This window comes from Pseudomonas sp. HN8-3 (genome assembly GCF_020790195.1).
Taxonomy (GTDB): domain Bacteria; phylum Pseudomonadota; class Gammaproteobacteria; order Pseudomonadales; family Pseudomonadaceae; genus Aquipseudomonas; species Aquipseudomonas synxantha_A.
This window is the reverse complement of record NZ_CP086206.1, coordinates 5,164,227-5,189,537: the sequence shown is the minus strand read 5'-3', so window position 1 is coordinate 5,189,537 and position 25,311 is coordinate 5,164,227. Positions and strand designations below refer to the sequence as shown.

Sequence of the window (25,311 nt, the reverse complement as noted above, 5' to 3'; positions counted from 1 at the left end):
GAATCAGGAGCCGGTTGTCGGGTGGCAGAGGGAAATTGTTACCTGGCGGAAAATAACCTAACGGATGGGTTACGATGAGAGTAGGTGCTTACAAAGGCTACGTGATTTCAGTGTTTATCAGGGATGAGCATTGCCCGCCCCATGTGCATGTCATGGGCAAGGGATGGGATGCACGCTTTCGCTTCAGTTTTTTGGGTGGGGATGTTGAGTTGTGGGACGTAGAGCCTGAACGGAGGCGGCCACCCATGTCGGTACTGAAGGAAATACGCGAGGCGATCATGCAGCGGCACTACCTGGCGCGGGCACGCAGGATTTGGTGGGAAAAACTGCAGACGGTTTGCCTGGAGAATCATTCCTGGGATTGGGACGCTGGTGAGTTGGTTCCAGGGTTGGTCATTCGACCGGGCGTCTACGTCATCGCAAGCGCCCGGCACGACGTTGTCGAGCAACGGACTATTTTGAATCTGGTAAGAGCGCCAGATTGCGTGGGGATTAATTTATGAAGATCGTAAAAGCTAAGGTCAAACCTTATGTACCTCTCACTGAGGCCGACGTTGACAAGGCAATCGCCCGCGGGCGCAGGTTGAAGCGGCTGTACGCCAACGCCAGCAATGTGCGTTATGAAAACGACTGCCTCTCCATCGGCTTCAGCGATGGCAGCCGTGTGGTGTTGCCGGTGGCTGGCCTGCCGGAGTTCGAGGGGTTTTCAGAGAAAGACTTTCAGCAACTGGAAGTGACGTTCGGTGGCAAGGCCATCAGCTGTGAAGCTCAGGACCTGGATGTTTCGATTACCGGCCTGATCGCTACAAGCCAGCCGCTGATGGATCTGGCAACCAGCCTGGTGGCATCGCGCAATGGTCGCAAAAGCAGCGCGGCCAAATCCGCCGCCGCCCGTGCCAATGGCAAGAAGGGCGGGCGGCCACGCAAGGACGTACCAGAAACACCAGACACATGAAGAGCCCGTGTGGGAGGGGGCTCGCCACAGCAAGTCCTCTCCCACATTATTGGGTCGATGCCCCGCGGATTTATCGGCGGGTCAGCAACACACCCGATTCCATATGGTGCGTCCACGGGAACTGGTCGAACATCGCACATTGGGTAATCCGGTGCGTGTCATGCAGTTGCGCGATGTTGGCGGCCAACGTCTCCGGGTTGCAGGAGATGTACAGGATATTGTCGAAACGCCGGGTCAGTTCGCAGGTGTCCGGGTCCATGCCGGCGCGGGGCGGGTCGACGAATACGCTGCCAAACTCATAGCTTTTCAGGTCGATGCCGTGCAAGCGGCGGAATGGGCGCACTTCATTGAGCGCCTCGGTGAGTTCCTCGGCGGAGAGGCGCACCAACTTGACGTTACCGATCGCGTTTTCATCGAGGTTGCTCAAGGCCGCGTTCACCGAGGTCTTGCTGATCTCGGTGGCCAGCACGTTACGCACGCGAGTGGCCAGCGGCAGGGTGAAGTTGCCGTTGCCGCAGTAGAGTTCGAGCAAATCGTCCGGGCGGTCGCCCAAGGCTTCAAATGCCCAGTTGAGCATCTTCTGGTTCACCGTACCGTTGGGCTGGGTGAAGGCGCCTTCGGGCTGGCGGTAGCTGAAGGTGCGGCCACCGACCTCGAGTTTCTCCACTACGTAGTCCTGGCCGATCACATCGCGCTTGCCCTTGGAGCGGCCGATGATGCTCACATTCAGCTCAGCCGCCAGCTTGTTCGCGGCGGTGTGCCAATGCTCGTCCAGCGGGCGGTGATAGCACAGGGTGATCATCGCGTCGCCGGCCAGGGTGGTGAGGAACTCCACCTGAAACAGCTTGTGGCTCAGGGTGGCGCTGGCTTGCCAGGCGGCCTTGAGTTGCGGCATCAACTGGTTGATGCGCTGGCTGGCAATCGGAAATGCTTCGATCAGGATCGGCGTGCGCTTGTCGTCCTGGGAAAACATTGCGTAATGGCGATCACCGCCTTCGCGCCACAGGCGGAACTCCGCGCGCAGGCGGAAGTTTTGCAAGGGCGAATCGAAGACCTGCGGTTCGGGCGCGTCGAAGGGTGCCAGCAGGTCACGCAAACGCGTGACCTTGTCTTGCAGTTGAGCGGTGTAGCTTGCGGCGTCAAAAGTCATGCGTTGAACCAGCCCAGCTTGATCACAAACAGAATCGACAGGATTACCAGTGCCGGGTTCAGCTCACGGTAGCGGCCCGAAAGCAGCTTGATGGCGGTCCAGGCGATGAAACCGAAGGCGATGCCATTGGCGATGGAGTAAGTGAAGGGCATCGCCAGGGCAGTGATCACCACCGGCGCTGCAACCGTAATGTCATCCCAGTCGATTTCGGCCAGGCCCTGGCTCATCAGCACCGCTACAAACAGCAGGGCTGGCGCGGTGGCATACGCGGGCACGCTGGCGGCCAGCGGCGAGAAGAACAGCGCCAGCAGGAACAGGATCGCGACCACGATGGCGGTCAAGCCGGTGCGGCCACCGGCGCTCACGCCTGCGGCCGATTCGATGTAGCTGGTGGTGGTGGAAGTACCCAGCAGCGAGCCGGCCATGGCGGCGGTGCTGTCGGCGATCAGCGCACGGCCCATTTTCGGCATATGGCCGTCCTTGCCCATCAGGCCGGCGCGCTTGGCGACGCCGATCAGGGTGCCGGAGTTATCGAACAGGTCGACGAACAGGAAGGCGAAGATCACGCTGACCAGGCCGATATCCAGCGCGCCCTTGATATCCAGCTGCAGGAACGTCGGAGCCAGCGAAGGTGGCACCGAGGTCACCCCGATGAAGGGTGTGAAGCCCAATACGATGGAGGCGATGGTCACCGCCAGGATACCGATCAGCACCGCACCGCGTACGGCCAGGGCTTCGAGCGCGACGATCAGGACGAAACCCAGCGTCGCAAGGATTGGCGCCGGTTGTTTCAAGTCGCCCAGGCCCACCAGGGTGGCCGGGTTGGCGACCACGATCCCGGCGTTATGCAGGGCAATCAGCGCCAGGAACAGGCCGATACCGGCAGCAATTGCCGAGCGCAGAGGCAGTGGGATGGCGTTGATGATCCACTCGCGGATGCGGAAGATCGACAGCAGGAAGAACAGCACCGCCGAAATGAACACCGCGCCCAGTGCCACCTGCCAAGTGTGGCCCATGTGCAGGACCACGGTGTAGGTGAAGAACGCGTTGAGGCCCATGCCCGGCGCCAGCGCAATCGGGTAGTTGGCGATCAGGCCCATCACGGTGGAACCGATGGCCGCCGCCAGGCAGGTCGCGACAAATACCGCACCTTTGTCCATGCCGGTCTCGCCGAGGATGCTCGGGTTCACGAACAGGATGTAGGCCATGGCCAGGAAGGTGGTGATCCCCGCAAGAATCTCGGTGCGCACATTGGTGTTGTGGGCTTTGAGTTGAAACAGCTTTTCCAGCATGCCGGCTCCCTGTGACGCTATTGTGCGTCGTTATTTGTTGACCTCTAAGTCAAAGCACAAACTGCGCCAAGCGCCTGTGGTTTCAGAGAGGATCGGAAAAAGCGGCGCATCATACCAGCAGCCGAGGCTGTGTGGCGCATGGCCTTGAGGCATACTGCGCCGACGTTCAATACCGGGTCATTGCCAGCATGAAAAAAGCCAACGCGTGGAGTCTAGCTCTGATCGCCAGTATCAGCCTGTGGCTGGGCGAAGCACCGGCGTGGGGCGCGGCTGCACCGGCGTTGAGCGAGGTGCGGGTGTTCAAGGTGGAATCGGCAAAATGCAGCGAAACCATCCCCGAACGGGTGAACACCACCCAGATGTGCGAACACCGTGGGCCCACCCAGGTGTTGGTCATGGAAGTCGGCCTGGGCAACAGCCCGATGGGCCGCTTCAATGGCGCAGAGTTGAACGGGCAACGCACGGCGGTGTGCCAGGTGGGCAACATCAGTGAGGCGTGCAACGGCGTGGGCACCTTGATGGGCTACATCTATGTGTTCGACCTGAATGTCCAGGCCCAGGGCTGGTTCGAATTCACCAATACCTCGATCAACCCCCCGCAAAACACCTTGAAAGCCCAGCTCAATATCCGCTGATCAATCATCTTGAACGCTCAAAATCCCGGGAAGTCGTACCCCTAAGACGGCGATTTTCCTGAACGCCGCGGATGTACTTCAACCCGTGAGGTGTTTATGAGCGCAAACCCCAATGGCGCGGCGGCCCAGCCGTTTGCCCGCCACCCGATACGCATGACACTCAACGGCCAGCCGCGCCAACTGGATGTGCTGCCCTGGACCACCTTGCTCGACCTGCTGCGCGAACAGCTGGACCTGGTCGGCAGCAAAAAGGGCTGCGACCACGGTCAGTGTGGTGCCTGCACCGTATTGCGTGACGGCAAGCGCGTAAATGCCTGCCTGACCCTGGCCGTGATGTGCGACGGCGCCGAGTTGACCACCATCGAAGGGCTGGCCGAAGGCGACCAGTTGCACCCCATGCAGCAAGCCTTCATCCAGCATGACGCCTTCCAGTGCGGCTATTGCACCCCCGGCCAGATCTGTTCCGCCGTGGGCCTGGCCAATGAAGGCCGCGCCCACGACCGTGCGCAGATCCAGGAACTGATGAGCGGCAACCTGTGCCGCTGCGGTGCCTACAGCAATATCCGCGACGCCATCGAAGAGGCGCTGCCGGCGTGCCACCGCTCGGGAGGTGAACAATGAACCCCTTCCACTACAGCAAGCCTGCCGATGTTCAAGAGGCGGTGCACCTGAGCAACGCGGCCTCGCGCTTTATTGCCGGGGGCACCAACCTGCTGGACTTGATGAAAGAAAACATCAGCCGCCCGGAACACTTGATCGATATCACCGGCTTGCCCTTGCACGAGGTTGAAGAAACCGCCGACGGCGGCGTGCGGATCGGCGCGCTGGTGAGCAATGCCGATCTGGCCTGGCACCCGCTGATCGAACAGCGTTACCCATTGTTGTCCCAAGCGATCCTGGCGGGGGCCTCGCCGCAATTGCGCAACATGGCCAGTACCGGTGGCAACCTGTTGCAGCGCACCCGCTGCTACTACTTCTATGACGCTACGGTGCCGTGCAACAAGCGCGAGCCCGGTAGCGGCTGCCCGGCGCGTACGGGGTTGAATCGCATTCATGCGATCCTTGGCGCCAGTGAGCAGTGCGTGGCCACGCATCCCTCGGACATGTGCGTGGCCCTGGCGGCGCTCCAGGCACGGGTGCATGTAGAAGGGCGTGGGGGGGCACGTGTCATCGAGTTCGCCGATTTCCACCGTCTGCCCGGCGATGCGCCACAGCGCGACAACCAATTGGCCGATGACGAACTGATCACCGCGATCGAACTGCCTGCCGACCATCTGGCCCGGCACAGCCACTACCTGAAAATCCGCGACCGGGCCTCGTATGCCTTTGCTTTGGTGTCGGTGGCTGCGGCGCTGGAACTGGACGGCGACACCATCATCGATGCGCGCCTGGCCCTTGGCGGGGTGGCGCACAAACCCTGGCGCGACCGCGCAGTGGAAGCGGCATTGGTCGGTCAGACCGTCAGCCGCGAAACCTTCAGCAACGCTGCCGATGCCCTATTGCAAGACGCCGAGCCGCTGGAGCACAACGGCTTCAAGATCAAACTGGCACGACGCGCAATCATCCGTGCCTTGAGCGACGCCGCTGTCGCAGGAGAACAGCCATGAGTGCCATCGGCAAACCCCTGGACCGTGTCGACGGTCTGCTCAAGGTCACAGGCCAGGCGCGTTATGCCGGTGAGTTCCCTGAGGATGGCCTGCTGCATGGCAGCGTCGTCTCCAGCACCATCGCCAAAGGCCGCGTTATAAAGATCGATGCCTCCAAGGCCCTGGCCTTGCCCGGCGTGGTCGAGGTCATTGATCACCTCAATCGCCCCAGAATCGCCAGCTATGACGACGCCTTCCAGGATGATGATGCCGCCGACGGCTCACCCTTTCGCCCGCTGTACAACGACCGCGTGCTTTACAGCGGCCAGCCCCTGGCCTTGGTGATTGCCGATAACCTGGAACTGGCCCGGCACGCCGGTTCACTGGTGCACATCGAATACGCGCCTGAAGATTTCGAAACGGACCTGCTCACCCAGCAGGAACGGGCCTACCCTTCACCGCAGACACCGCCCAAACCACGCGGCAACTTTCAGGCCGAGTGGGCCGGTGCGGCGATCAGCCTCGATCTGCATTACAGCACCCCCATCGAACACCACAACCCCATGGAGCCCCATGCCAGCACCGTGCTGTATCAGCCGGACGGCACGTTGCATATCCACGACAAGACCCAGGGCCCGCAGAACTGCCAAGCCTACGTGCAAAAAGTGTTCGGCCTGGATAAAAGCCAGGTGCGCATTTTTGCTGCCTTTGTCGGTGGCGCCTTCGGTTCGGGCCTGCGCCCGCAGTACCAATTGCCATTGGCCGTGATGGCGTCCCTGGCGCTCAAGCGGTCGGTGCGCGTGACCCTGACTCGCCAGCAGATGTTCACCTTCGGCTATCGCCCACGCACTTTGCAGCGTTTGCAGATGGGTGCCGCCGCCAATGGGCGTTTGTTGGCCCTGGGGCATACCGCGATTGGCCAGACCTCGCGCTTCGAGGATTTCAGCGAGCACGTGGTGGAGTGGAGCGGCATGCTCTATCACTGCGACAACGTGCAGCTGACCTACAAGCTGGTGCCGCTGGATGTATTCACTCCGTTGGACATGCGCGCCCCCGGTGCTGCGCTGGGCGTGATCGGCCTGGAATGTGCCATGGACGAACTGGCCTGCGCCTTGGCCATCGACCCGGTGCAACTGCGGCTGATCAACTACGCCGAGCGTAACCAGAACGAAGACAAACCCTGGTCGAGCAAAGCCCTGCGCGAATGCTACAGCGAAGGCGCCGAACGTTTCGGCTGGAGCCAGCGCAACCCGGAACCGCGCAGTATGCGCGACGGTCGCCAGTTGATCGGCTGGGGCATGGCCGGTGGGGTGTGGGAAGCCATGCAGATGAAGGCCAGCGCCAAGGCACGCATCGATAGCCGCGGCAAACTCACCGTCAGCAGTGCCACCACCGACATTGGCACGGGCACCTACACGGTGATGACCCAGATTGCCTCTCAGGCCAGTGGCGTGGCGATGGCCGATATCAGCTTTCTACTGGGTGATTCGTCATTGCCCACGGCGCCGTTGCAGGGCGGTTCGTTTACCGTGTCTTCCGTCGGCACCGCCGTACAGCAAGCGTGCGAAGCGCTGAATGCCAAATTGCTGGAGATCGCCCGGCAGACTTACCCGGTATTCAAGGATGCCGATTCGGTTCGGTTTGAAGACGGCCAGCTACACAGCGGTGACGTGAGCGTGTCGTTGGCGCAACTGGTCAAGGACAGCGGTGAAGACGCCTTGCAGGTACAGGTCGACAGCGAGCCCGACAAGAAGCGCGAGGGCTATGCCAGCGCTACGCACTCGGCGGTGTTCGTCGAAGTGCGGGTGGATGAAGACTTGGGCACCATCAAGGTCAGCCGTGTGGTCAGCGCGATTGCTGCGGGGCGCGTGGTCAACCCGAAGATGGCCCGCAGCCAGATCCTTGGCGGCGTGGTGTGGGGCATTGGCATGGCGCTGCATGAAGAGACCCAGGTCGACCATCAATTGGGACGCTACATGAACCACAGCCTGGCCGAGTACCACATCCCGGTGAACGCCGATATCGGCGAGATTGACGTGCTGTTTGTCGAAGAACACGACGATGTGGTCAACGCACTCGGGTCCAAGGGCGTGGGGGAGATCGGCATTGTCGGCGTGGCGGCGGCGGTGGCGAATGCGATTTACCATGCCACCGGCAAGCGGGTGCGGGAGTTTCCGATCACCTTGGATAAAGTGCTCTAGCACCGGTGTTCCAAACACCGAAGCTCCAACTGTGGGAGCTGGCTTGCCTGCGATGGCGGTGCCTCAGCCACCAGAGAGTTGCCTGATACACTGTTATCGCGGGCAAGCCCGGCTCCCACAGGGTACAACGCTTAAGCTTATGGCTTGGTTTCTTCCACCGGCACATGCATACGGTCGCGATTGGCCAGGGTCGGGAACAACTTGATCCATACCCCGGTCACCACCAGGGTGCCGATCCCGCCCATCACCACCGCCGGCACGGTGCCGAACCAATGGGCGGTTATCCCGGACTCGAACTCGCCCAGTTGATTGGATGCACCGATAAACAGGCCATTGACCGCGCTGACTCGCCCACGCATCTCATCCGGTGTTTCCAGTTGCACGAACGACGCGCGGATCACCATGCTGATCATGTCCGCCGCGCCGAGCACTACCAGCACCGCCAGGGAGAACCAGAACGAGGTCGAGAGGCCGAAGGCAATGGTCGCCACGCCGAATACGCCGACGGCGGTGAACATCACGCGTCCTACCTTGCGGTCTACCGAGAACCGCGCCAGCCACAGTGACATCAGCAAGGCGCCCACCGCCGGTGCCGAACGCAGCAGGCCCAGGCCCCAGGCGCCGGTCAGCAGGATGTCCTTGGCGAACACCGGCAGCAACGCGGTGGCGCCGCCCAGCAGTACGGCAAACAGGTCCAGGGAGATGGCGCCGAGGATGTCCGGGCGGCTGCGGATAAACCGGATGCCGGCCAGCAGCGAGTCCATCGTGGCCTTGGCTTTGTTGAGCGGCGTCTGGCGGGCGGGCAGGTTCAAGGTCAGGACGCAGGCAATCAGGTACAGCGCCACGGTCGGCCCGTACACCCACACGCTACCAAACGCGTAGAGCAAACCGCCAACGGCGGGTGCGACGATGGTCGCCAGTTGCTGGGCCGATTGCGATGCCGCCACGGCCCGTGGGAACAACGCGCTGGGCACGATGCTCGGCAGCAGCGCCTGGGTGGTGGGCATTTCAAATGAGCGCGCAGCGCCCAGCAGGAAGGCGAGGATAAAGATCATCTCGCGGGTCACGTTGCCGGTCAGGCCGCCGATGGCCAGGGACAAGGCAATCAGCGCCTGTAACGTCTGGCAAATGGCGGCGACCCTGCGTCGCTCATAGCGATCGGCTACATGCCCGGTGTGCAGCATGAACAGCACGCGCGGTACGAATTCCACCAGGCCAACCAGCCCCAGGTCCAGCACGTTGCCGGTCAGTTGGTAGAGGTTCCAGCCGATCGCCACGGTGAGCATCTGGAAACCGCTGGCGGTAAAGATCCGCGCCAGCCAGAACGCGATGAAAGGGCGGTGGTGACGTAACAGCAACGCGGGTTCACTGGGCATCGGCAATCAGGTCGGCAACGGGGGAATGGCGAGATTAGCATCAAGCTGTAACAAATAGTTGCAAGAACAGGGCTGAGGCAAGCTGTCACGCGGCAAAAGACCACACAGTCCTACAGCAAAAATGGGACTACTCTTTCAACGATGCTTGATCCAGATCAAAACCTGCCCCGGAATTGCTCTGGCGGCCGCAAGGCCAGAATCCCCACGAGATGGGTAAAAAAAGAAACGAATTGAAATTCGCCACACTCCATATCCGTGGGGGCAGTGGGTGCAGGCTCCCAGCCAGCAGCCGGTATTACCTGACAGAGGAAGACTTATGTTCGGTTTGGAGGCGCTAGATCTCGCCCGAATTCAATTCGCGTTCACCATCTCGTTTCACATCCTGTTCCCGGCGATCACCATCGGCCTGGCCAGTTACCTTGCGGTGCTGGAGGGCTTGTGGCTCAAGACTCATAACGATACCTACCGTGACCTCTACCATTTCTGGTCGAAGATCTTTGCCGTCAACTTCGGCATGGGTGTGGTCTCCGGCTTGGTCATGGCCTATCAGTTCGGCACCAACTGGAGCCGTTTCTCCGACTTCGCCGGTGCTGTCACCGGGCCATTGCTGACGTACGAAGTGCTCACGGCCTTCTTCCTTGAGGCCGGTTTCCTCGGTGTGATGCTGTTCGGCTGGAACAAGGTGGGGCGCAAGCTGCACTTTTTCTCCACGGTGATGGTGGCCGTGGGGACGTTGATCTCCACGTTCTGGATTCTCGCCTCCAACAGCTGGATGCAAACGCCACAGGGCTTTGAAATCATTGATGGCCGGGTAATTCCCACTGATTGGCTGGCGGTGATCTTCAACCCTTCGTTCCCCTATCGCCTGATGCACATGGCCACGGCTGCATTTGTTGCCACGGCATTCTTCGTCGGCTCGTCGGCGGCCTGGCATTTGCTGCGCGGCAAGGACAACCCGGCGATCCGCAAAATGCTCTCCATGGCGATGTGGATGGCGCTGATTGTCGCGCCCATCCAGGCGGTGATCGGTGACTTCCATGGCCTCAATACCCTCAAGCATCAACCGGCAAAAATCGCTGCGATTGAAGGCCACTGGGAAAACATCGGCAACGAGCCGACGCCGTTGATCCTGTTCGGCTGGCCGGACATGAAAGCCGAGAAGACCAAGTATGCGGTCGAGATCCCGTACCTGGGCAGCCTGATCCTGACCCACTCCCTGGACAAGCAGGTGCCGGCCCTCAAGGAGTTCCCGCCTGAGGACCGCCCCAACTCGACCATCGTGTTCTGGTCGTTCCGGGTCATGGTTGGCTTGGGTTTCCTGATGATCTTCACCGGTCTGTTCAGCCTGTGGCTGCGCCGTGGCGACAAAATGTACACCTCCAAACCGTTCCTGTACCTGGCGCTGTGGATGGGCCCGTCGGGCTTGATTGCGATTCTTGCTGGTTGGTTCACCACTGAAATCGGCCGCCAGCCTTGGGTGGTCTACGGGCTGATGCGCACCGCAGATGCCTCGTCCGGGCATAGCCTGGCGCAGATGACCATTACCCTGGTGTTGTTCGTGGTGGTGTACTTCGCGCTGTTCGGCGCAGGCCTGGGTTACATGATGCGCCTGGTGCGCAAGGGCCCTGTGACTCACGACAGTACCGAACCGGCCCATGGTGGCCCTGGTCAGAAACGCACCCCGGCGCGTCCGTTGTCTGCCGCCGACGATGGCAGCGATAACGACCACGACCACATCCAGCACAAGGGGAATTGAGATGGGTATTGATCTTCCGCTGATCTGGGCCGTGATTATCATCTTCGGCATCATGATGTATGTGGTCATGGACGGCTTCGACCTGGGTATCGGCATCCTCTTTCCGTTTATCCCCGGCAAAGTCGACCGTGACGTGATGATGAACACCGTGGCCCCTGTATGGGACGGCAACGAAACCTGGCTGGTACTCGGCGGCGCGGCGTTGTTTGGCGCGTTCCCGCTGGCGTATTCGGTGGTGTTGTCGGCGTTGTATCTGCCGCTGATCCTGATGCTGATCGGGCTGATCTTCCGCGGCGTGGCCTTTGAGTTCCGCTTCAAGGCCAAGGACCACAAGCGTCACCTGTGGGACAAGGCGTTTATCGGTGGCTCGCTGGCAGCAACCTTCTTCCAGGGCGTGGCGTTGGGCGCCTTTATCGATGGCATCCCGGTGGTGGACCGCCAGTTTGCCGGTGGTTCACTGGACTGGCTCACACCGTTCACGATGTTCTGCGGCGTGGCGCTGATCGTGGCCTATGCCTTGCTCGGCTGCACCTGGCTGATCATGAAGACCGAGGGCAAGTTGCAGGAGCAGATGCATAACCTGGCGCGGCCGTTGGCTTTCGTGGTGTTGGCGGTGATCGGTATCGTCAGTATCTGGACGCCGCTGACCCACCCGGAAATCGCTTCGCGCTGGTTCACCTTGCCGAACCTGTTCTGGTTCCTGCCGGTGCCGGTTCTGGTATTGGTCACGATGTACGGACTGTTCCGCGCCGTGGCCCGTCATGCGCACTACACGCCGTTCCTGCTGACACTGGTGTTGATCTTCCTGGGCTACAGCGGCCTGGGCATCAGCCTGTGGCCCAATATCATCCCGCCGTCCGTGTCGATCTGGGACGCTGCGGCACCGCCGCAAAGCCAGGGCTTCATGCTGGTGGGCACGTTGTTCATCATCCCGTTCATCCTGGGTTATACCTTCTGGAGCTACTACGTGTTCCGCGGCAAGGTCACCCACGAAGACGGCTACCACTAGGAGGGTTGAAACATGTCCGGTAAACCTTCACTGCACGAGATTGAACAGGCCGAGAAGCAGCCATTGTGGCGGCGCCTGGGATGGCTGGCGGGGATCTGGGTGGGCAGCGTGCTGGCCCTGTTCGTGGTGGCCAGCCTGATGCGCATGTTCATGAATGCGGCGGGCCTGACCACGCACTGACATACCGAACCGGCCTGCCAGCGTGAGAGGCAAGCCCTGCTCTTCTATTGGAAGGGCAGGGCTTTTTTATTTGCGCGCTTTGAGGATGACGAACTTTGGTGTGGTCGCCACTTGTTCGACGCCACGGAACAATCGCGCCAACTTGCTGTGGTAGCCCAGGTGGCGATTACCCACGATATACAACGCGCCGCCCACTACCAGGGCTTCGCGTGCCTGCTGGAACATGCGCCAGGCGAGGAAGTCACCCACCACTTGTTGTTGATGAAACGGTGGGTTGCACAGCACCACGTCCAACGATTGCGCCTCCTGACCGGCCAGGCCGTCATCGGCACGTACAATAACGTCGCGATTGCCCAGAGCGGCTTGCCAGTTTTCAGCCGCCGATTGCACGGCCATATAGGACTCATCCACCAACGTGTACTGCGCGTCGGGGTTTTGCAGAGCGCTGGCAATCGCCAATACGCCATTGCCGCAGCCCAGGTCTGCCACGCGGGCGCTGCCAAGGTTTTTCGGCAGGTGCGGCAGGAAGGCGCGGGTGCCGATGTCCAGGCCCTCGCGGCAGAAAACGTTGGCGTGGTTGAGCAACTCGATCGCTGGCGCGTCCAGCCTGTAGCGGGTGGGATAGGGCGAGACGGCGACAGGACGATCTGCCACGGTGGCGATCAGCAATCGCGCCTTTTTGACCGCAAGCGTCGCGTGCATCGGCCCGATGTAACGCTCCAGCAGTTCACCGGCGGCGCGGGGCAAGTGCTTGACCATCGCCCCGGCGATCACCTCGGCGCCCGGCGCCAATTGCCCTTGCAGGCGGATCAACTGTTCTTCCAGCAGCGCCAGGGTTTTTGGCACACGGATCAGCACCCGATCGAAGGGCCCCACCGGCGCGGTACTGGCGGGTACGAATGGCACGGCATCAAACGCCTTGCCGTTGCGCACCAGGTTTTTCTCCAGGGCTTGGGCGGCGAGGAACGAGTCGCCGCTGGAGGTCACCAACATCTGGCCCGCAAGGCTGGCCGCGAGGGCACCGAAGCTGTCATTGAGTACCAGCACGCGGGTCAGCGCATTGGGTTGCTGTGCGCCAAGGTGGTTGAGCAGGTACTCGTCGGCGGCATCGAAGGCTTGCAGCGGATCATTGTGTTGCTCTGGCTGACGAATCAGATCGAGCTGGGCGAAGGGGCTGTCAAGCAGGGGCATGGGGGAAGAATGCTCTGGGTAATCGACGGAACCGTCTGAGTGAACGGCGACGCGACCCACTGAAGGGGGCGGCATCAACACTCAGAGTTGGCCGTAAATGTTACGTTTTTTTTTACGCAATGACATGGGGTGTTTAATTGACGATTACAGCATTCCGGCTTTGGCGAGGCAGAGCACAGCTTGGATCTTACTGGTGACCTTCAATTTGCTGAGTACTCTGCCGACATGAAAACCCACCGTGCGCTCGGACAGGCACAGAATGCGAGCGATCTCCGCGGCAGTCTTGCCCATGGCGCACCATCTGAGAATCTCCGTTTCGCGGGCCGTTAACTTGAATGGCGCCTCGTCGATGGGCTCGCCGGTGTATTGAAGCGCGACGACCGCATGCATCGCATGGCAGAGCCACAATACTTGACCGGCTTTTTCGTAAAGCTCTTCAGGGCTGACCTCACCCTTGTCACGCACCAGGGTCAGCATACTGAATACACCCTTGAAATCATGCACCGCCTGGGACCAGCCCCTATGCACCCCAAATGACTGAGCCAAGTCCCACAATTCAGGTGCGTTACTGAAGGCTTGCTTCTCCCAGAGGATGGGCAGTACAGAGTGCTTGCAGTGAACTACAGCCGGATCTTTGTCGAAGAAACCTGCTTGTTGATAGATTTTGTTCCATTCATTTGGGTAGTTGTTGCAGTTGAAAGGCTTTGCTTGGGTATTTTCGGATTGAGTACTCATTGTGAACGAGCAATATTTGAACCCCATTTCCTGAGTGCGGTTGATCACCATTTCATACACGGTGGTGATTTCGCTCTCGCCTTCCAGCTTGGGCAGCCGTGAATTGTGCCAATTGACCATCGGTAACTCTCCATGGGTTTCTTTGTGACTTGGGTACTTCCTGATCCCCAATCCAACACGAAAACAAGTGTAGGACACGTCATACAAGCTAGTCTGAAAAAAAATTCATCAAGTGGTTGGTCTTCGGGTTTCAGATATGTACAAGCGTTATTGGTTTGTATGAAAAAACCGATGGGACATTTTTTTTGCACTGGTTTTAATGACTTGCAGGTGATATCAAAATGACGTCTTCGGACGGCGTAGTTTCATCTTGTGGCGCATTCCGGTTGGGTTAATAGCCAAATGATTAGTATGAGTGTGCGGCGCGTTGTTTGCTGCGGATTGCGGGTGAACCGCTGGCTCACTTGCGTCACTGACAGGCGGTGCGCGATGGGTAAATGCAATGCCAGTACAAATCAACGGTGTTTGCGTCATCTGCTTTGAGAGACACTAGCGGCCTGTGCAAAACGGAGCCTCCCATGACGGCCAGTGCTGAGAAATTTACCCGCCAGACCTTGCTCGACGTGCAATCGCTGACCCCCAGCCTCTTCACCCTGCGCACCACTCGCGACCCAGGCTTTCGCTTTACCGCCGGCCAGTTCGTGCGCCTGGGTGTGACCAAGGCCGATGGCAGCACCGTGTGGCGTGCCTATTCTGTGGTGTCATCGCCTTTTGATGAGCATCTCGACTTTTTTTCCATCGTTGTCCCTGGCGGGGAGTTCACCAGCGAACTCAGCCGGCTGCGGGTTGGCGACACCTTGTTGGTAGAGCGCCAGGCCACCGGCTTCCTGACCCTTAATCGCTTTGTCGACGGGCGCGACCTGTGGCTGCTGGGCACCGGCACAGGGGTTGCGCCGTTCCTGTCGATCCTGCAGGACTTTGAGGTCTGGGAAAAATTCGAACGCATCATTCTGGTGTACAGCGCGCGGGAAGCGAAAGAGCTGGCTTACCAGGCGCTGATCAAGGAACTGGGGGAGCGCGAGTACTTGGCCGAGTACGCGCATAAACTCACCTACATCCCCATCGTCACTCGCGAGCAATATCCGGGTGCGCTCAACGGGCGCATTACCACGCTGATAGAAAATGGCGAACTGGAGCGTGCGGCCGGCCTTGAGTTAACGCCGGAACACTCCCGCGTATTGATTTGCGGTAATCCGCAGATGGTCGATGACACCCGCCAGCTACTCAAGCAACGGGACATGCAACTGAGCCTGAGTCGACGCCCTGGTCAGGTTGCAGTAGAAAATTACTGGTAGAAAAAAGGCGCCTCACGAGGCGCCTTTTTGCAACCGCTGATTAAAGCGGTTTGTTGTTATTTTGAGCCTTGAGCAGATCGCGGATCTCGCCCAGCAGCACTTCTTCCTTGGTCGGCGTCGGTGGCAAGCTAGGGGCTACGGCCTCTTCTCGCTTCAGGCGGTTGATGGCCTTCACACCCATGAAGATCGCAAAAGCAACGATCACGAAGTCGATGATGCTCTGGATGAACTTGCCATAAGCCAGCACCACCGCCGGTACGTCACCCTGCGCGGCCTTGAGCGTTATCGCCAGATCGGCAAAGTCCACACCCCCGATCAGCAGACCGATAGGCGGCATAATCACGTCGCCTACAAACGAGGAAACAATTTTGCCGAAGGCGGCGCCGATGATGATACCGACGGCCATGTCGACCACATTACCTTTGACCGCGAAGGCCTTGAACTCACTGATCACGCCCATAGGTTATTCCTTGTTACAGTTGAGAAGGGTGGAGGTCAGTGTAATTCAGTCGTACAAGGCTTGCTCGACACAACTGTTAACACTGTCGATTTTTATCGACACATTAAAACGCAAATAGTTTGCAAAGTGCCACCAGTCGCGCGCGAATTACCCGTCATTTCAGCCAGTTACCAGATTATTTTATTAATCGGGCCTGTGGCGTTTTTCTATTTATCTTCTGACTCGCAGGTCTCTAGCCTCTGACAAGCACAACAGAATGTGCGCTAAAAAAACCAGAGGAAACCTCGATGAACATTCCAATCCGCCGCAGGCCCGTGTCCGCGCGTCACGCGCTGGCACTGGTGACCGCAAGCCTGCTGTCCCTCTCCGTGCAAGCCGCCAACCTGACCCGCGATAACGGGGCCAACGTCGGTGATAACCAGAACTCGCAAACGGCCGGAGCGAACGGCCCGGTATTGTTGCAGGACGTTCAGCTGATCCAGAAGTTGCAGCGCTTTGACCGCGAACGCATCCCCGAGCGTGTGGTACATGCCCGCGGTACTGGCGCCCATGGCACCTTCACGGTGACCGACAACCTCAGCGACCTGACCAAGGCCAAGGTGTTCGCCGCCGGTGAAACCACGCCAGTGTTCGTACGCTTTTCGGCGGTCGTCCACGGTAACCATTCCCCTGAAACCCTGCGTGACCCAAGGGGTTTTGCCACCAAGTTCTACACCGCCGAAGGTAACTGGGACCTGGTTGGCAATAACTTCCCGACCTTCTTTATCCGCGATGCCATCAAGTTCCCGGATATGGTCCATGCCTTTAAACCCGACCCACGCACTAACCTGGATGACGACTCGCGCCGTTTCGACTTCTTCTCCCATGTTCCCGAAGCCACGCGTACTTTGACCGAGTTGTACTCGGACTCCGGTACCCCGGCCAGTTACCGCGAGATGGACGGTAATGGCGTACATGCCTACAAGTTGATCAACGCCAAGGGCGAAGTGCACTACGTAAAGTTCCACTGGAAGAGCCTGCAAGGCATCAAGAACCTGGATCCCAAGCAAGTCACCGAAGTACAGGGTCGTGACTACAGTCATATGACCAACGACTTGGTCACCCATATCAACAAGGGCGACTTCCCCAAGTGGGACTTGTATGTGCAAGTGCTCAAGCCCGAGGACTTGGCCAAGTTTGATTTCGACCCCCTGGATGCCACCAAGATCTGGCCGGATGTACCGGAGCGTAAAGTCGGGCAGATGGTGCTCAATCGCAACCCGGCCAATGTCTTCCAGGAAACCGAGCAAGTAGCGATGGCGCCTGCCAACCTGGTGCCGGGCATCGAGCCGTCGGAAGACCGTCTGCTGCAAGGCCGGGTGTTCTCCTATGCCGATACGCAAATGTACCGCCTGGGTGCGAACGCCCTGCAACTGCCGATCAACGCTCCACGGGTCACCGTCAACAACGGTAACCAGGACGGTGCGATGAACTTCGGCAAGACCACCACCGGCGTGAACTACCAGCCAAGCCGGCTGTTGCCACGCGAAGAGCCGCAAACCGCGCGCTACAGCCAGTCGCCGCTGTCGGGCAGCACCCAGCAGGCGAAGATCCAGCGCGAGCAGAACTTCAAACAGGCCGGTGACCTGTACCGCTCCTACACCAAGAAAGAGCGTCAGGACTTGATCGACAATTTCGGCGGCTCGCTGGCCACCACCGATGACGAGAGCAAGCACATCATCCTGTCGTTCCTTTACAAGGCTGATCCGGAATACGGCACCGGCGTGACCAAGGTGGCCAAAGGTGATCTGGCTCGCGTGAAGGCGCTGGCGGAAAAACTGACTGACTGATTCGTTGGTTGCGGTCGGCGCCTCTACGGGCGTCGACCTTTGGCAGGAGAAGCCCCTATGCGTATCTCTATCGGTTTACTGATGGCCATGCTGGCCTTTGTCGCCCATGCGGAGTCTCCCGACCCGGTGGCGCTCAAAGCCCAGTTGCAGGATTACTACTTCGACGCCGCTCGCCGTGGCGACCTCGACATGCTCAATACCTTTATCGACTCCGGCTACAGCCTCAACACCCAGGATGACAAAGGCTACACGGCACTGATTCTCGCCGCTTATCACGGCCAGGGCTCGTACGTGGAGCGTCTGCTCGACGCGGGTGCCAACGCCTGCGTACAGGACAAACGCGGCAACACGGCGCTGATGGGCGCGATCTTCAAGGGTGAGCTGAAAATCGCCCAGCGCCTGCTGGCCACCGACTGCAACCCGGACCAACGCAATGGCGCGGGACAGACTGCCGCCATGTACGCCGGGCTGTTCAAACGCGTCGAGTTGCTGGGTGAACTGCAAGCCAAAGGCGCAGACCTGAACGCCGAGGACCCCGTCGGTAACAGTGCTTCACGTTTGGCCAGTGGCGAAATCCGGACCCCGGCGTCGCGCTGAGCTATCATCGCGGTTTTTCGGTTGGAGGTTCTCACATGGCAAAGGCCAAGCGCATGTACGGCTGCACGGAGTGCGGCGCGACCTTTCCCAAATGGGCGGGCCAGTGCTCCGAATGCGGTGCGTGGAACACCCTGACTGAAACCATGATTGAAAGCGGTGGTGCCGCAGCCCCTACCGGCCGCGCCGGCTGGACCGGGCAACAGGCACAGATCAAGACCCTGGCCGAGGTCAGCGTCGAAGAGATCCCGCGTTTCTCCACCGCGTCCGGCGAACTGGACCGCGTACTTGGCGGTGGCCTGGTCGATGGTTCGGTGGTGCTGATCGGCGGTGACCCGGGCATCGGCAAGTCGACCATCCTCTTGCAAACCCTGTGCAGCATCGCCAGCCGTATGCCGGCGCTGTACGTCACCGGTGAAGAATCCCAACAGCAAGTGGCCATGCGCGCCCGCCGTTTGGGCCTGCCCCAGGACCAGCTGCGGGTCATGACCGAAACCTGCATCGAAAGCATCATCGCCACGGCGCGGATCGAAAAGCCCAAGGTCATGGTGATCGACTCGATCCAGACGATTTTCACCGAGCAACTGCAATCGGCGCCGGGCGGCGTGTCCCAGGTGCGCGAAAGTGCGGCGCTGTTGGTGCGCTACGCCAAGCAGAGCGGCACGGCGATCTTCCTGGTCGGCCACGTGACCAAGGAAGGCGCGCTGGCCGGGCCACGGGTGTTGGAGCACATGGTGGATACCGTGCTGTATTTCGAAGGTGAGTCCGATGGCCGCCTGCGTTTGCTGCGGGCGGTAAAAAACCGCTTTGGCGCCGTGAACGAGTTGGGTGTGTTCGCCATGACTGACCGTGGGCTGAAAGAAGTCTCCAACCCCTCGGCGATTTTTCTCACCCGTGCCCAGGAAGAAGTCCCGGGCAGTGTGGTGATGGCGACGTGGGAGGGTACCCGGCCCATGCTGGTGGAAGTCCAGGCGCTGGTGGATGACAGCCATTTGGCCAACCCGCGGCGGGTCACGCTTGGCCTGGACCAGAACCGTCTGGCGATGTTGCTGGCGGTATTGCACCGTCACGGCGGCATTCCGACCCATGACCAGGATGTTTTCCTTAACGTAGTGGGCGGCGTCAAGGTGCTGGAGACCGCCTCCGACCTGGCGCTGATGGCGGCGGTGATGTCCAGCCTGCGCAATCGGCCGCTGCCTCATGATCTGCTGGTGTTTGGTGAGGTCGGCCTGTCGGGCGAAGTCCGCCCGGTGCCCAGTGGGCAGGAGCGGTTGAAGGAGGCGGCCAAGCATGGGTTCAAGCGGGCGATCGTGCCCAAGGGCAATGCGCCGAAGGAAATGCCGGCAGGTTTGCAGGTGATTGGGGTGACGCGCCTGGAGCAGGCGTTGGATGCACTGTTCGAATAATCACCAGCATTGCAAATCCAATGTGGGAGGGGGCTTGCTCCCGATTGCGGTGAATCAGTAACAGATAGGCTGACTGACCCACCGCAATCGGGAGCAAGTCGAATCGTCGCACCGCCCCTCCCACATTTGAGTTGTGTTGGCTTCTAGATTTCCAGCAATGCCGCCAGCTCTCTGTGTAGCTCTTCCTCATCCCCCAGGTTCAACTCAATCAGTCGCCGCAAATGGCTGATCGAATCCAGATCGATATGTTGGCACACGAAGCCCAACTGCCCCTGATCCTCGTGGCTCAGCTTCACTTGCATCTTTATATGCGCTTTCGGATCCAGGCGTATGTCTACGTCGAACGGCAGCGCCTTGTTCCCCTTCCAGTCTTCGGGGCGCTCGACCAGTAGACCCTTTAGCGAGAGATCCACCAGTTTCACCGGAAAATCCCATCCGTTTTGCCGAATTTCGGTTTTGGCATCAAAAGCAATCCGGCGAAAACGGCGGCGATCAGACGGTTGCTCAGTCATGGTGAAGCCCTCGGTGGATAGGAGGATTGTAGCCTTGCGCCATCATTTGGCATTTATTTCGTTTTTTTGCCGCATAGAAGGCTCTAGACCAACGTAGGGGGCTGGTCTTTGAGGCCAACAGCGCTAAACTCGGGCTGGCTGTCCTTTCTGTCCACCCTGGCTGGAATACAAAAATGAAAAATAATAATAGCCTGCTACGCCACCTACCCTGGCTGGTGCTGGCAATCGTAGGAGCGTGCGCCCTGGGCGTAGTGGCCTTGCGCCGCGGCGAGGCGATCAACGCCTTGTGGATTGTGGTCGCTGCTGTGGCCATCTATCTGGTTGCGTACCGTTACTACAGTCTGTTCATCGCCAATAACGTGATGCAACTCGACCCTCGGCGGGCCACCCCCGCAGTGGTCAATAACGACGGTCTGGACTACGTGCCGACCAACAAACATATCCTTTTCGGTCACCACTTTGCGGCGATTGCCGGTGCAGGCCCGTTGGTCGGTCCGGTGCTGGCGGCGCAGATGGGCTACCTGCCCGGCACCCTGTGGCTGATTGCCGGTGTGGTGCTGGCGGGTGCGGTGCAGGACTTCATGATCCTGTTCCTGTCCACTCGTCGCAACGGGCGTTCCCTGGGTGACATGGTTCGCGAAGAGATGGGCCGCATTCCCGGGACCATCGCCCTGTTTGGCTGCTTCCTGATCATGATCATCATCCTCGCGGTGCTGGCACTGATCGTGGTCAAGGCCCTGGCCGAGAGCCCGTGGGGCATCTTTACGGTGATGGCGACCATCCCGATTGCGATGTTCATGGGCATCTACATGCGCTACATCCGCCCGGGCCGCATTGGTGAAATTTCGATCATCGGCGTGCTGTTGCTGCTGGGTTCGATCTGGCTGGGCGGGCAGATTGCCGCTGACCCGGTCTGGGCCAAAGCCTTCACCTTCACCGGGATCCAGATCACCTGGATGCTGATCGGCTACGGCTTCGTTGCCGCTGTTCTGCCGGTATGGCTGATCCTGGCGCCGCGTGACTACCTGTCGACGTTCCTGAAAATCGGCACCATCATCGCTCTGGCGATCGGCATCCTGGTCACCATGCCTGATCTGAAAATGCCAGCACTGACCCAGTTCATCGACGGCACTGGCCCGGTGTGGAAGGGCGGCCTGTTCCCGTTCCTGTTCATCACCATCGCTTGTGGCGCGGTCTCGGGCTTCCACGCGCTGATCTCTTCGGGCACCACGCCCAAGTTGCTCGCCAGTGAAAGCCACGCCCGTTACATCGGATACGGCGGCATGTTGATGGAGTCGTTCGTGGCCATCATGGCGATGGTTGCCGCTTCGGTGATCGAGCCAGGCGTGTACTTCGCCATGAACAGCCCGGCGGCGATTGTCGGTACTGACGTGGTCACCGTGGCGCAAACCGTCAGCAGCTGGGGTTTTGCAATTACCCCTGAAGCGCTGTCGGCCGTTGCCCACGATATCGGTGAAACCACCATCCTGGCGCGTGCCGGCGGTGCGCCGACGCTGGCGGTCGGTATCGCACAGATCCTGCACAGTGTGCTGCCAGGTGAAAACACCATGGCGTTCTGGTACCACTTTGCAATCCTGTTCGAAGCGCTGTTCATCCTCACGGCGGTCGATGCCGGTACCCGTGCCGGTCGCTTCATGCTGCAGGACCTGCTGGGTTCGTTCGTGCCTGCGCTCAAACGCACCGAGTCCTGGACCGCCAACCTGATTGCTACCGCAGGCTGCGTGGCGATGTGGGGTTACTTGCTGTACCAGGGCGTAATCGACCCGCTGGGTGGTATCAACACCTTGTGGCCGCTGTTCGGTATCTCCAATCAGATGCTGGCGGGTATTGCGTTGATGCTGGCGACCGTTGTGCTGATCAAGATGAAGCGCCAGCGCTACATCTGGGTGACCATGTTGCCTGCCGTCTGGCTGCTGATCTGCACCACCACCGCAGGCTTCATCAAGCTGTTCGACGCCAACCCGGCGATCGGCTTTCTGTCGCTGGCCAAGAAATACAGCGATGCCCTGGCCAACGGTCAGATCCTCGCCCCGGCCAAGAGCATCGACCAGATGCAGCACGTGATCTGGAACGCCTACACCAACGCAACGCTGACGGCGCTGTTCCTGTTCGTGGTATTCAGCATCCTGTTCTATGCGCTCAAAGTCGGCGTAGCCGCCTGGGGCAACAAAGAGCGTACGGATAAAGAAGCGCCATTCCAGGCCGTACCGGACGCATAAGCGAGGATTGCCACTATGTTCAATGACATCAGTCGCCTCGGTAAATACCTCGGTCAGGCCGCGCGCCTGATGGTCGGCATGCCCGACTACGACACCTACGTCGAGCATATGCAAACCAAACACCCGGACAAGCCGGTGATGGACTACAAGGCGTTCTTCCGCGAACGCCAGGAGGCCCGTTACGGCGGCAAGGGTGGTCCCAAGTGCTGTTGACCCGGTAACGCGGGCCAATGCGATACCCCTGTGGGAGCAGGGCTTTCTGTGGGAGCTGGCTTGCCTGCGATAGCATCACCTCGGTCTGACTGAAGCACCGAGTTGTCTGCATCGCAGGCAAGCCAGCTCCCACAGGGGCCTTTGCTCCCACATTTGTTTTGTGTTTATTCAGTTATCAGGAGAATAGTTTTGTCCTCTCCCATCCCCGTCACCATCCTCAGCGGCTTCCTCGGTGCCGGCAAGACCACCTTGCTGCGCCATCTGCTCAAGGCCGAGCACGGCTTGAAAATCGCCGTGATCGAAAACGAATTCAGTGACGCCGGCATCGACACCCAGCTCTTGGGCGACGAGCCGGTACAAGTCATGACCCTGTCCAACGGCTGCGTGTGCTGCACCATCCACACCGACTTGACCAAGGCCCTGTACCTGCTGCTTGAGCGTCTGGACAGTGGCGAAATCGCCTTCGACCGCCTGGTGATCGAATGCACCGGCCTTGCCGACCCGGCACCAGTGGCCCAGACTTTTTTCATCGACGAAGAACTGCGCGAGCGCTACATCCTCGACGGCATCATTACCCTGGTGGACGCCGCCCACGCCGAGCATCACCTGACCCAGACCATCGCCCAGGCCCAGATCGGCTTTGCCGACCGCCTGCTGGTGAGTAAGCGCGACCTGGTGGACAACGCCACCTTCGACGCCCTCAGTCAGCGCCTGACCCGTATCAACCGGCGTGCGCCGATCCGTGTGGTGGATCACGGCAAGATCGACTTGGCTGAGTTGCTGGATGTGCGCGGCTTCAACCTCAATGCCGGCATGAGCCTGCGCCCGGTCAGCGCTGCGCCATCGGTCGACCGTATTTCCAGCCTGGTGCTGCGCACCGACCAGCCGCTGGATATCGACCGCCTCAGTGAGTTCATGAACGAACTGCTGGAAGACCACGGCAAGCAGCTGCTGCGCTACAAGGGCGTGCTCAATATTGCCGGGGAGGATCGACGCATGGTGTTCCAGGGCGTGCTGAAACTCTATGGTTTTGACTGGGACACCGAATGGGCCGAGGGCGAGGCGCGGGAGAGTGTGATTGTGTTTATTGCCGATGAGCTGCCGGAGGACAAGATCCGAGAAGGCTTCCAGCGCGTCTACCAATCCTGACTTGAAATGCGATCAACTGTGGGAGGGGGCTTGCTCCCGATTGCGGTGGGTCAGTAAACATATAAGTGACTGACACACTGCTATCGGGAGCAAGCCCCCTCCCACAATTGAATGCATTTCAAATTGAAATAAAAAAGCCCGGCTCAAGAGCCGGGCTTTTCATTCAAGCAACTGCAATCAAGCGCCGTAAACCGGCAGCTTCTTGCAGATGGCCTTGACCTTCTCACGTACCGCGTCGATCACGGCTTCGTTGTTCAGGTCAGCCAGGATGTCGCAGATCCAGCCGGCCAGTTCCTTGCACTCTGCTTCCTTGAAGCCACGGGTGGTCACAGCCGGGGTGCCGAAGCGCAGGCCGGAGGTGACGAACGGCGAACGTGGGTCGTTCGGCACGGAGTTCTTGTTCACGGTGATGAAGGCTTTGCCCAGGGCGGCGTCAGCGTCTTTACCGGAAATGTCCTGTTTGATCAGCGACAGCAGGAACAGGTGGTTTTCAGTACCGCCGGACACCACGTCAAAACCGCGCTCGATGAACACAGCGGCCATGGCCTGGGCGTTCTTCACCACTTGTTGCTGGTAGGTCTTGAACTCAGGCTGCAGTGCTTCCTTGAAGCAGATCGCCTTGGCGGCAATCACGTGCTCCAGCGGGCCACCCTGGGCGCCCGGGAATACCGCGGAGTTGAGCTTCTTCTCGATCTCGGCGTTGGCGCGAGCCAGGATCAGGCCGCCACGTGGACCGCGCAGGGTCTTGTGGGTAGTGGTGGTCACCACGTCAGCGTAAGGCACCGGGTTCGGGTACACGCCCGCTGCTACCAGACCGGCCACGTGGGCCATGTCGACGAACAGGTAGGCACCGACCTTGTCGGCGATTTCACGGAAGCGTGGGAAATCCAGGATCTGCGAGTAGGCAGAGAACCCAGCCACGATCATTTTTGGCTTGTGCTCGACCGCCAGGCGCTCGACTTCGTCGTAGTCGATCAGGCCGTTGGCATCGATACCGTACTGGACGGCGTTGTACAGCTTGCCGGAGGAAGAAACGCTGGCGCCGTGGGTCAGGTGACCGCCGTGGGCCAGGCTCATGCCCAGGATAGTGTCGCCGCCTTGCAGCAGGGCCAGGTACACGGCGCTGTTGGCCTGGGAGCCGGCGTGTGGCTGGACGTTGGCGTAATCGGCGCCGAACAGCTCCTTGGCACGGTCGATGGCCAACTGCTCAACCACGTCGACGTACTCGCAACCACCGTAGTAGCGCTTGCCCGGGTAGCCTTCGGCGTACTTGTTGGTCAAAACCGAACCTTGAGCCTCCATCACCGCAGGGCTGGTGTAGTTTTCCGAAGCGATCAGCTCAATGTGCTCTTCCTGGCGCACGGCTTCTTGCTCCATGGCGGCGAAGAGATCGGCGTCGTACTTGGCAATAGTCAAATCACGGCTGAACATGGCGGTCCTCAAGGATCGGGGGCAGAAAAGGAGGGCATTCTAACCCAATGGGTTTT

24 protein-coding genes are annotated in these 25,311 nt (G+C 59.9%); 16 read left to right on the top strand and 8 right to left on the bottom strand.

Annotation, left to right across the window (positions count from 1 at the left end):
* The first annotated feature begins 74 nt into the window (after positions 1-74).
* Positions 75-503: a DUF4160 domain-containing protein gene (locus LJX92_RS23050; RefSeq protein WP_103734828.1), complete on the top strand. Its 429-nt coding sequence runs from the start codon at positions 75-77 to the stop codon at positions 501-503.
* Positions 500-955, top strand: a complete 456-nt coding sequence (locus LJX92_RS23045) for a DUF2442 domain-containing protein (protein ID WP_078822382.1) — start codon at positions 500-502, stop codon at positions 953-955. Before LJX92_RS23050 ends, LJX92_RS23045 begins: the two co-directional genes overlap by 4 nt.
* Before the next feature lie 70 nt (positions 956-1,025).
* On the opposite strand, the gene trmA is transcribed toward LJX92_RS23045, so the two are convergent.
* Both trmA and LJX92_RS23035 read right to left on the bottom strand, forming a co-directional pair.
* Entirely contained in the window at positions 1,026-2,105 is a 1,080-nt protein-coding gene (trmA, locus tag LJX92_RS23040; RefSeq protein WP_228309000.1) for a tRNA (uridine(54)-C5)-methyltransferase TrmA, read from the bottom strand.
* Positions 2,102-3,397, bottom strand: a complete 1,296-nt coding sequence (locus LJX92_RS23035; RefSeq protein ID WP_005791636.1) for an NCS2 family permease — start codon at positions 3,395-3,397, stop codon at positions 2,102-2,104. Before LJX92_RS23035 ends, trmA begins: the two co-directional genes overlap by 4 nt.
* Before the next feature lie 188 nt (positions 3,398-3,585).
* Here LJX92_RS23035 and LJX92_RS23030 point away from each other — a divergent pair, with 188 nt between their 5' ends.
* The 4 genes from LJX92_RS23030 (at position 3,586) to LJX92_RS23015 (ending at position 7,819) form a co-directional block, all read left to right on the top strand.
* Positions 3,586-4,032: a DUF4879 domain-containing protein gene (locus LJX92_RS23030; RefSeq protein WP_228308999.1), complete on the top strand. Its 447-nt coding sequence runs from the start codon at positions 3,586-3,588 to the stop codon at positions 4,030-4,032.
* 96 nt (positions 4,033-4,128) lie between these two features.
* Complete coding sequence (locus LJX92_RS23025; RefSeq protein ID WP_103734826.1) at positions 4,129-4,653, top strand: (2Fe-2S)-binding protein; 525 nt, start codon at positions 4,129-4,131, stop codon at positions 4,651-4,653.
* Positions 4,650-5,639: an FAD binding domain-containing protein gene (locus LJX92_RS23020; RefSeq protein WP_078822380.1), complete on the top strand. Its 990-nt coding sequence runs from the start codon at positions 4,650-4,652 to the stop codon at positions 5,637-5,639. Before LJX92_RS23025 ends, LJX92_RS23020 begins: the two co-directional genes overlap by 4 nt.
* Positions 5,636-7,819 (top strand): xanthine dehydrogenase family protein molybdopterin-binding subunit, encoded by a 2,184-nt coding sequence (locus LJX92_RS23015; RefSeq protein ID WP_103734824.1) that lies wholly within the window; start codon positions 5,636-5,638, stop codon positions 7,817-7,819. The genes LJX92_RS23020 and LJX92_RS23015 overlap by 4 nt, the downstream gene beginning before the upstream one ends.
* A gap of 137 nt (positions 7,820-7,956) precedes the next feature.
* On the opposite strand, the gene LJX92_RS23010 is transcribed toward LJX92_RS23015, so the two are convergent.
* Positions 7,957-9,195: an MFS transporter gene (locus tag LJX92_RS23010; protein WP_005791631.1), complete on the bottom strand. Its 1,239-nt coding sequence runs from the start codon at positions 9,193-9,195 to the stop codon at positions 7,957-7,959.
* 316 nt (positions 9,196-9,511) lie between these two features.
* On the opposite strand from LJX92_RS23010, the gene LJX92_RS23005 reads away from it, so the two are divergent.
* The 3 genes from LJX92_RS23005 to LJX92_RS22995 are packed head-to-tail and all read left to right on the top strand — an operon-like array spanning position 9,512 to position 12,140.
* On the top strand, positions 9,512-10,951 hold the full coding sequence (locus LJX92_RS23005; protein ID WP_005791629.1) for a cytochrome ubiquinol oxidase subunit I: 1,440 nt from the start codon (positions 9,512-9,514) through the stop codon (positions 10,949-10,951).
* 1 nt (position 10,952) lies between these two features.
* On the top strand, positions 10,953-11,960 hold the full coding sequence (cydB, locus tag LJX92_RS23000) for a cytochrome d ubiquinol oxidase subunit II (RefSeq protein WP_005791627.1): 1,008 nt from the start codon (positions 10,953-10,955) through the stop codon (positions 11,958-11,960).
* 12 nt (positions 11,961-11,972) lie between these two features.
* Entirely contained in the window at positions 11,973-12,140 is a 168-nt protein-coding gene (locus LJX92_RS22995) for a DUF2474 domain-containing protein (protein WP_078822377.1), read from the top strand.
* A gap of 66 nt (positions 12,141-12,206) precedes the next feature.
* Here LJX92_RS22995 and LJX92_RS22990 read toward each other — a convergent pair whose 3' ends face one another.
* Entirely contained in the window at positions 12,207-13,331 is a 1,125-nt protein-coding gene (locus tag LJX92_RS22990; RefSeq protein WP_032879391.1) for a methyltransferase, read from the bottom strand.
* 144 nt (positions 13,332-13,475) lie between these two features.
* Positions 13,476-14,186: a helix-turn-helix transcriptional regulator gene (locus LJX92_RS22985; RefSeq protein WP_032879393.1), complete on the bottom strand. Its 711-nt coding sequence runs from the start codon at positions 14,184-14,186 to the stop codon at positions 13,476-13,478.
* Positions 14,187-14,644: 458 nt separating this feature from the next.
* Between LJX92_RS22985 and LJX92_RS22980 the strand changes: the two genes are divergently transcribed.
* Positions 14,645-15,421, top strand: coding sequence for a ferredoxin--NADP reductase (locus LJX92_RS22980; RefSeq protein ID WP_032879395.1), 777 nt, complete (start codon positions 14,645-14,647; stop codon positions 15,419-15,421).
* Between the two features lie 40 nt (positions 15,422-15,461).
* Here the strand turns inward: LJX92_RS22980 and mscL are convergent, their stop codons facing one another.
* Positions 15,462-15,881 (bottom strand): large-conductance mechanosensitive channel protein MscL, encoded by a 420-nt coding sequence (mscL, locus tag LJX92_RS22975; protein ID WP_005791618.1) that lies wholly within the window; start codon positions 15,879-15,881, stop codon positions 15,462-15,464.
* 287 nt (positions 15,882-16,168) lie between these two features.
* Between mscL and katB the strand changes: the two genes are divergently transcribed.
* From katB to radA, 3 genes are read left to right on the top strand one after another with little or no spacing between them, the layout of a single operon-like run.
* On the top strand, positions 16,169-17,710 hold the full coding sequence (gene katB / locus LJX92_RS22970) for a catalase KatB (protein WP_032879397.1): 1,542 nt from the start codon (positions 16,169-16,171) through the stop codon (positions 17,708-17,710).
* A gap of 57 nt (positions 17,711-17,767) precedes the next feature.
* The gene (locus tag LJX92_RS22965) at positions 17,768-18,307 is read left to right on the top strand and encodes an ankyrin repeat domain-containing protein (protein WP_005791615.1); all 540 of its coding nucleotides are present in this window, start codon (positions 17,768-17,770) and stop codon (positions 18,305-18,307) included.
* A 35-nt stretch (positions 18,308-18,342) separates the two neighbouring features.
* Entirely contained in the window at positions 18,343-19,710 is a 1,368-nt protein-coding gene (radA, locus tag LJX92_RS22960; protein WP_005791613.1) for a DNA repair protein RadA, read from the top strand.
* A gap of 143 nt (positions 19,711-19,853) precedes the next feature.
* Here radA and LJX92_RS22955 read toward each other — a convergent pair whose 3' ends face one another.
* On the bottom strand, positions 19,854-20,222 hold the full coding sequence (locus LJX92_RS22955) for a PilZ domain-containing protein (RefSeq protein ID WP_216092128.1): 369 nt from the start codon (positions 20,220-20,222) through the stop codon (positions 19,854-19,856).
* 173 nt (positions 20,223-20,395) lie between these two features.
* Between LJX92_RS22955 and LJX92_RS22950 the strand changes: the two genes are divergently transcribed.
* The 3 genes from LJX92_RS22950 to yjiA all read left to right on the top strand — a co-directional run bounded on the left by LJX92_RS22950 (position 20,396) and on the right by yjiA (position 23,824).
* A complete protein-coding gene (locus LJX92_RS22950) occupies positions 20,396-22,462 on the top strand; it encodes a carbon starvation CstA family protein (RefSeq protein ID WP_005791609.1) in 2,067 nt (688 codons plus the stop codon).
* A gap of 15 nt (positions 22,463-22,477) precedes the next feature.
* On the top strand, positions 22,478-22,675 hold the full coding sequence (locus tag LJX92_RS22945) for a YbdD/YjiX family protein (RefSeq protein ID WP_003194308.1): 198 nt from the start codon (positions 22,478-22,480) through the stop codon (positions 22,673-22,675).
* Positions 22,676-22,864: 189 nt separating this feature from the next.
* The gene (gene yjiA, locus LJX92_RS22940; protein WP_228308998.1) at positions 22,865-23,824 is read left to right on the top strand and encodes a GTPase; all 960 of its coding nucleotides are present in this window, start codon (positions 22,865-22,867) and stop codon (positions 23,822-23,824) included.
* 177 nt (positions 23,825-24,001) lie between these two features.
* On the opposite strand, the gene glyA is transcribed toward yjiA, so the two are convergent.
* Positions 24,002-25,255, bottom strand: a complete 1,254-nt coding sequence (glyA, locus tag LJX92_RS22935) for a serine hydroxymethyltransferase (RefSeq protein WP_005791605.1) — start codon at positions 25,253-25,255, stop codon at positions 24,002-24,004.
* Between the last annotated feature and the right edge of the window lie 56 nt (positions 25,256-25,311).

What these genes read in the sequence shown, in the direction of transcription:
- LJX92_RS22945 (WP_003194308.1), top strand. Translation starts at nt 22,478, where the DNA reads ATGTTCAATGACATCAGTCGCCTCGGTAAATACCTCGGTCAGGCCGCG.
- LJX92_RS23010 (WP_005791631.1), bottom strand. Translation starts at nt 9,195, where the DNA reads ATGCCCAGTGAACCCGCGTTGCTGTTACGTCACCACCGCCCTTTCATC.
- LJX92_RS22965 (WP_005791615.1), top strand. Translation starts at nt 17,768, where the DNA reads ATGCGTATCTCTATCGGTTTACTGATGGCCATGCTGGCCTTTGTCGCC.
- LJX92_RS23025 (WP_103734826.1), top strand. Translation starts at nt 4,129, where the DNA reads ATGAGCGCAAACCCCAATGGCGCGGCGGCCCAGCCGTTTGCCCGCCAC.
- LJX92_RS22985 (WP_032879393.1), bottom strand. Translation starts at nt 14,186, where the DNA reads ATGGTCAATTGGCACAATTCACGGCTGCCCAAGCTGGAAGGCGAGAGC.
- LJX92_RS23015 (WP_103734824.1), top strand. Translation starts at nt 5,636, where the DNA reads ATGAGTGCCATCGGCAAACCCCTGGACCGTGTCGACGGTCTGCTCAAG.
- glyA (WP_005791605.1), bottom strand. Translation starts at nt 25,255, where the DNA reads ATGTTCAGCCGTGATTTGACTATTGCCAAGTACGACGCCGATCTCTTC.
- LJX92_RS23020 (WP_078822380.1), top strand. Translation starts at nt 4,650, where the DNA reads ATGAACCCCTTCCACTACAGCAAGCCTGCCGATGTTCAAGAGGCGGTG.
- cydB (WP_005791627.1), top strand. Translation starts at nt 10,953, where the DNA reads ATGGGTATTGATCTTCCGCTGATCTGGGCCGTGATTATCATCTTCGGC.
- LJX92_RS23050 (WP_103734828.1), top strand. Translation starts at nt 75, where the DNA reads ATGAGAGTAGGTGCTTACAAAGGCTACGTGATTTCAGTGTTTATCAGG.
- LJX92_RS22955 (WP_216092128.1), bottom strand. Translation starts at nt 20,222, where the DNA reads ATGACTGAGCAACCGTCTGATCGCCGCCGTTTTCGCCGGATTGCTTTT.
- LJX92_RS22990 (WP_032879391.1), bottom strand. Translation starts at nt 13,331, where the DNA reads ATGCCCCTGCTTGACAGCCCCTTCGCCCAGCTCGATCTGATTCGTCAG.
- LJX92_RS22950 (WP_005791609.1), top strand. Translation starts at nt 20,396, where the DNA reads ATGAAAAATAATAATAGCCTGCTACGCCACCTACCCTGGCTGGTGCTG.
- radA (WP_005791613.1), top strand. Translation starts at nt 18,343, where the DNA reads ATGGCAAAGGCCAAGCGCATGTACGGCTGCACGGAGTGCGGCGCGACC.
- LJX92_RS23030 (WP_228308999.1), top strand. Translation starts at nt 3,586, where the DNA reads ATGAAAAAAGCCAACGCGTGGAGTCTAGCTCTGATCGCCAGTATCAGC.
- LJX92_RS22980 (WP_032879395.1), top strand. Translation starts at nt 14,645, where the DNA reads ATGACGGCCAGTGCTGAGAAATTTACCCGCCAGACCTTGCTCGACGTG.
- LJX92_RS22995 (WP_078822377.1), top strand. Translation starts at nt 11,973, where the DNA reads ATGTCCGGTAAACCTTCACTGCACGAGATTGAACAGGCCGAGAAGCAG.
- trmA (WP_228309000.1), bottom strand. Translation starts at nt 2,105, where the DNA reads ATGACTTTTGACGCCGCAAGCTACACCGCTCAACTGCAAGACAAGGTC.
- LJX92_RS23005 (WP_005791629.1), top strand. Translation starts at nt 9,512, where the DNA reads ATGTTCGGTTTGGAGGCGCTAGATCTCGCCCGAATTCAATTCGCGTTC.
- mscL (WP_005791618.1), bottom strand. Translation starts at nt 15,881, where the DNA reads ATGGGCGTGATCAGTGAGTTCAAGGCCTTCGCGGTCAAAGGTAATGTG.
- katB (WP_032879397.1), top strand. Translation starts at nt 16,169, where the DNA reads ATGAACATTCCAATCCGCCGCAGGCCCGTGTCCGCGCGTCACGCGCTG.
- LJX92_RS23035 (WP_005791636.1), bottom strand. Translation starts at nt 3,397, where the DNA reads ATGCTGGAAAAGCTGTTTCAACTCAAAGCCCACAACACCAATGTGCGC.
- LJX92_RS23045 (WP_078822382.1), top strand. Translation starts at nt 500, where the DNA reads ATGAAGATCGTAAAAGCTAAGGTCAAACCTTATGTACCTCTCACTGAG.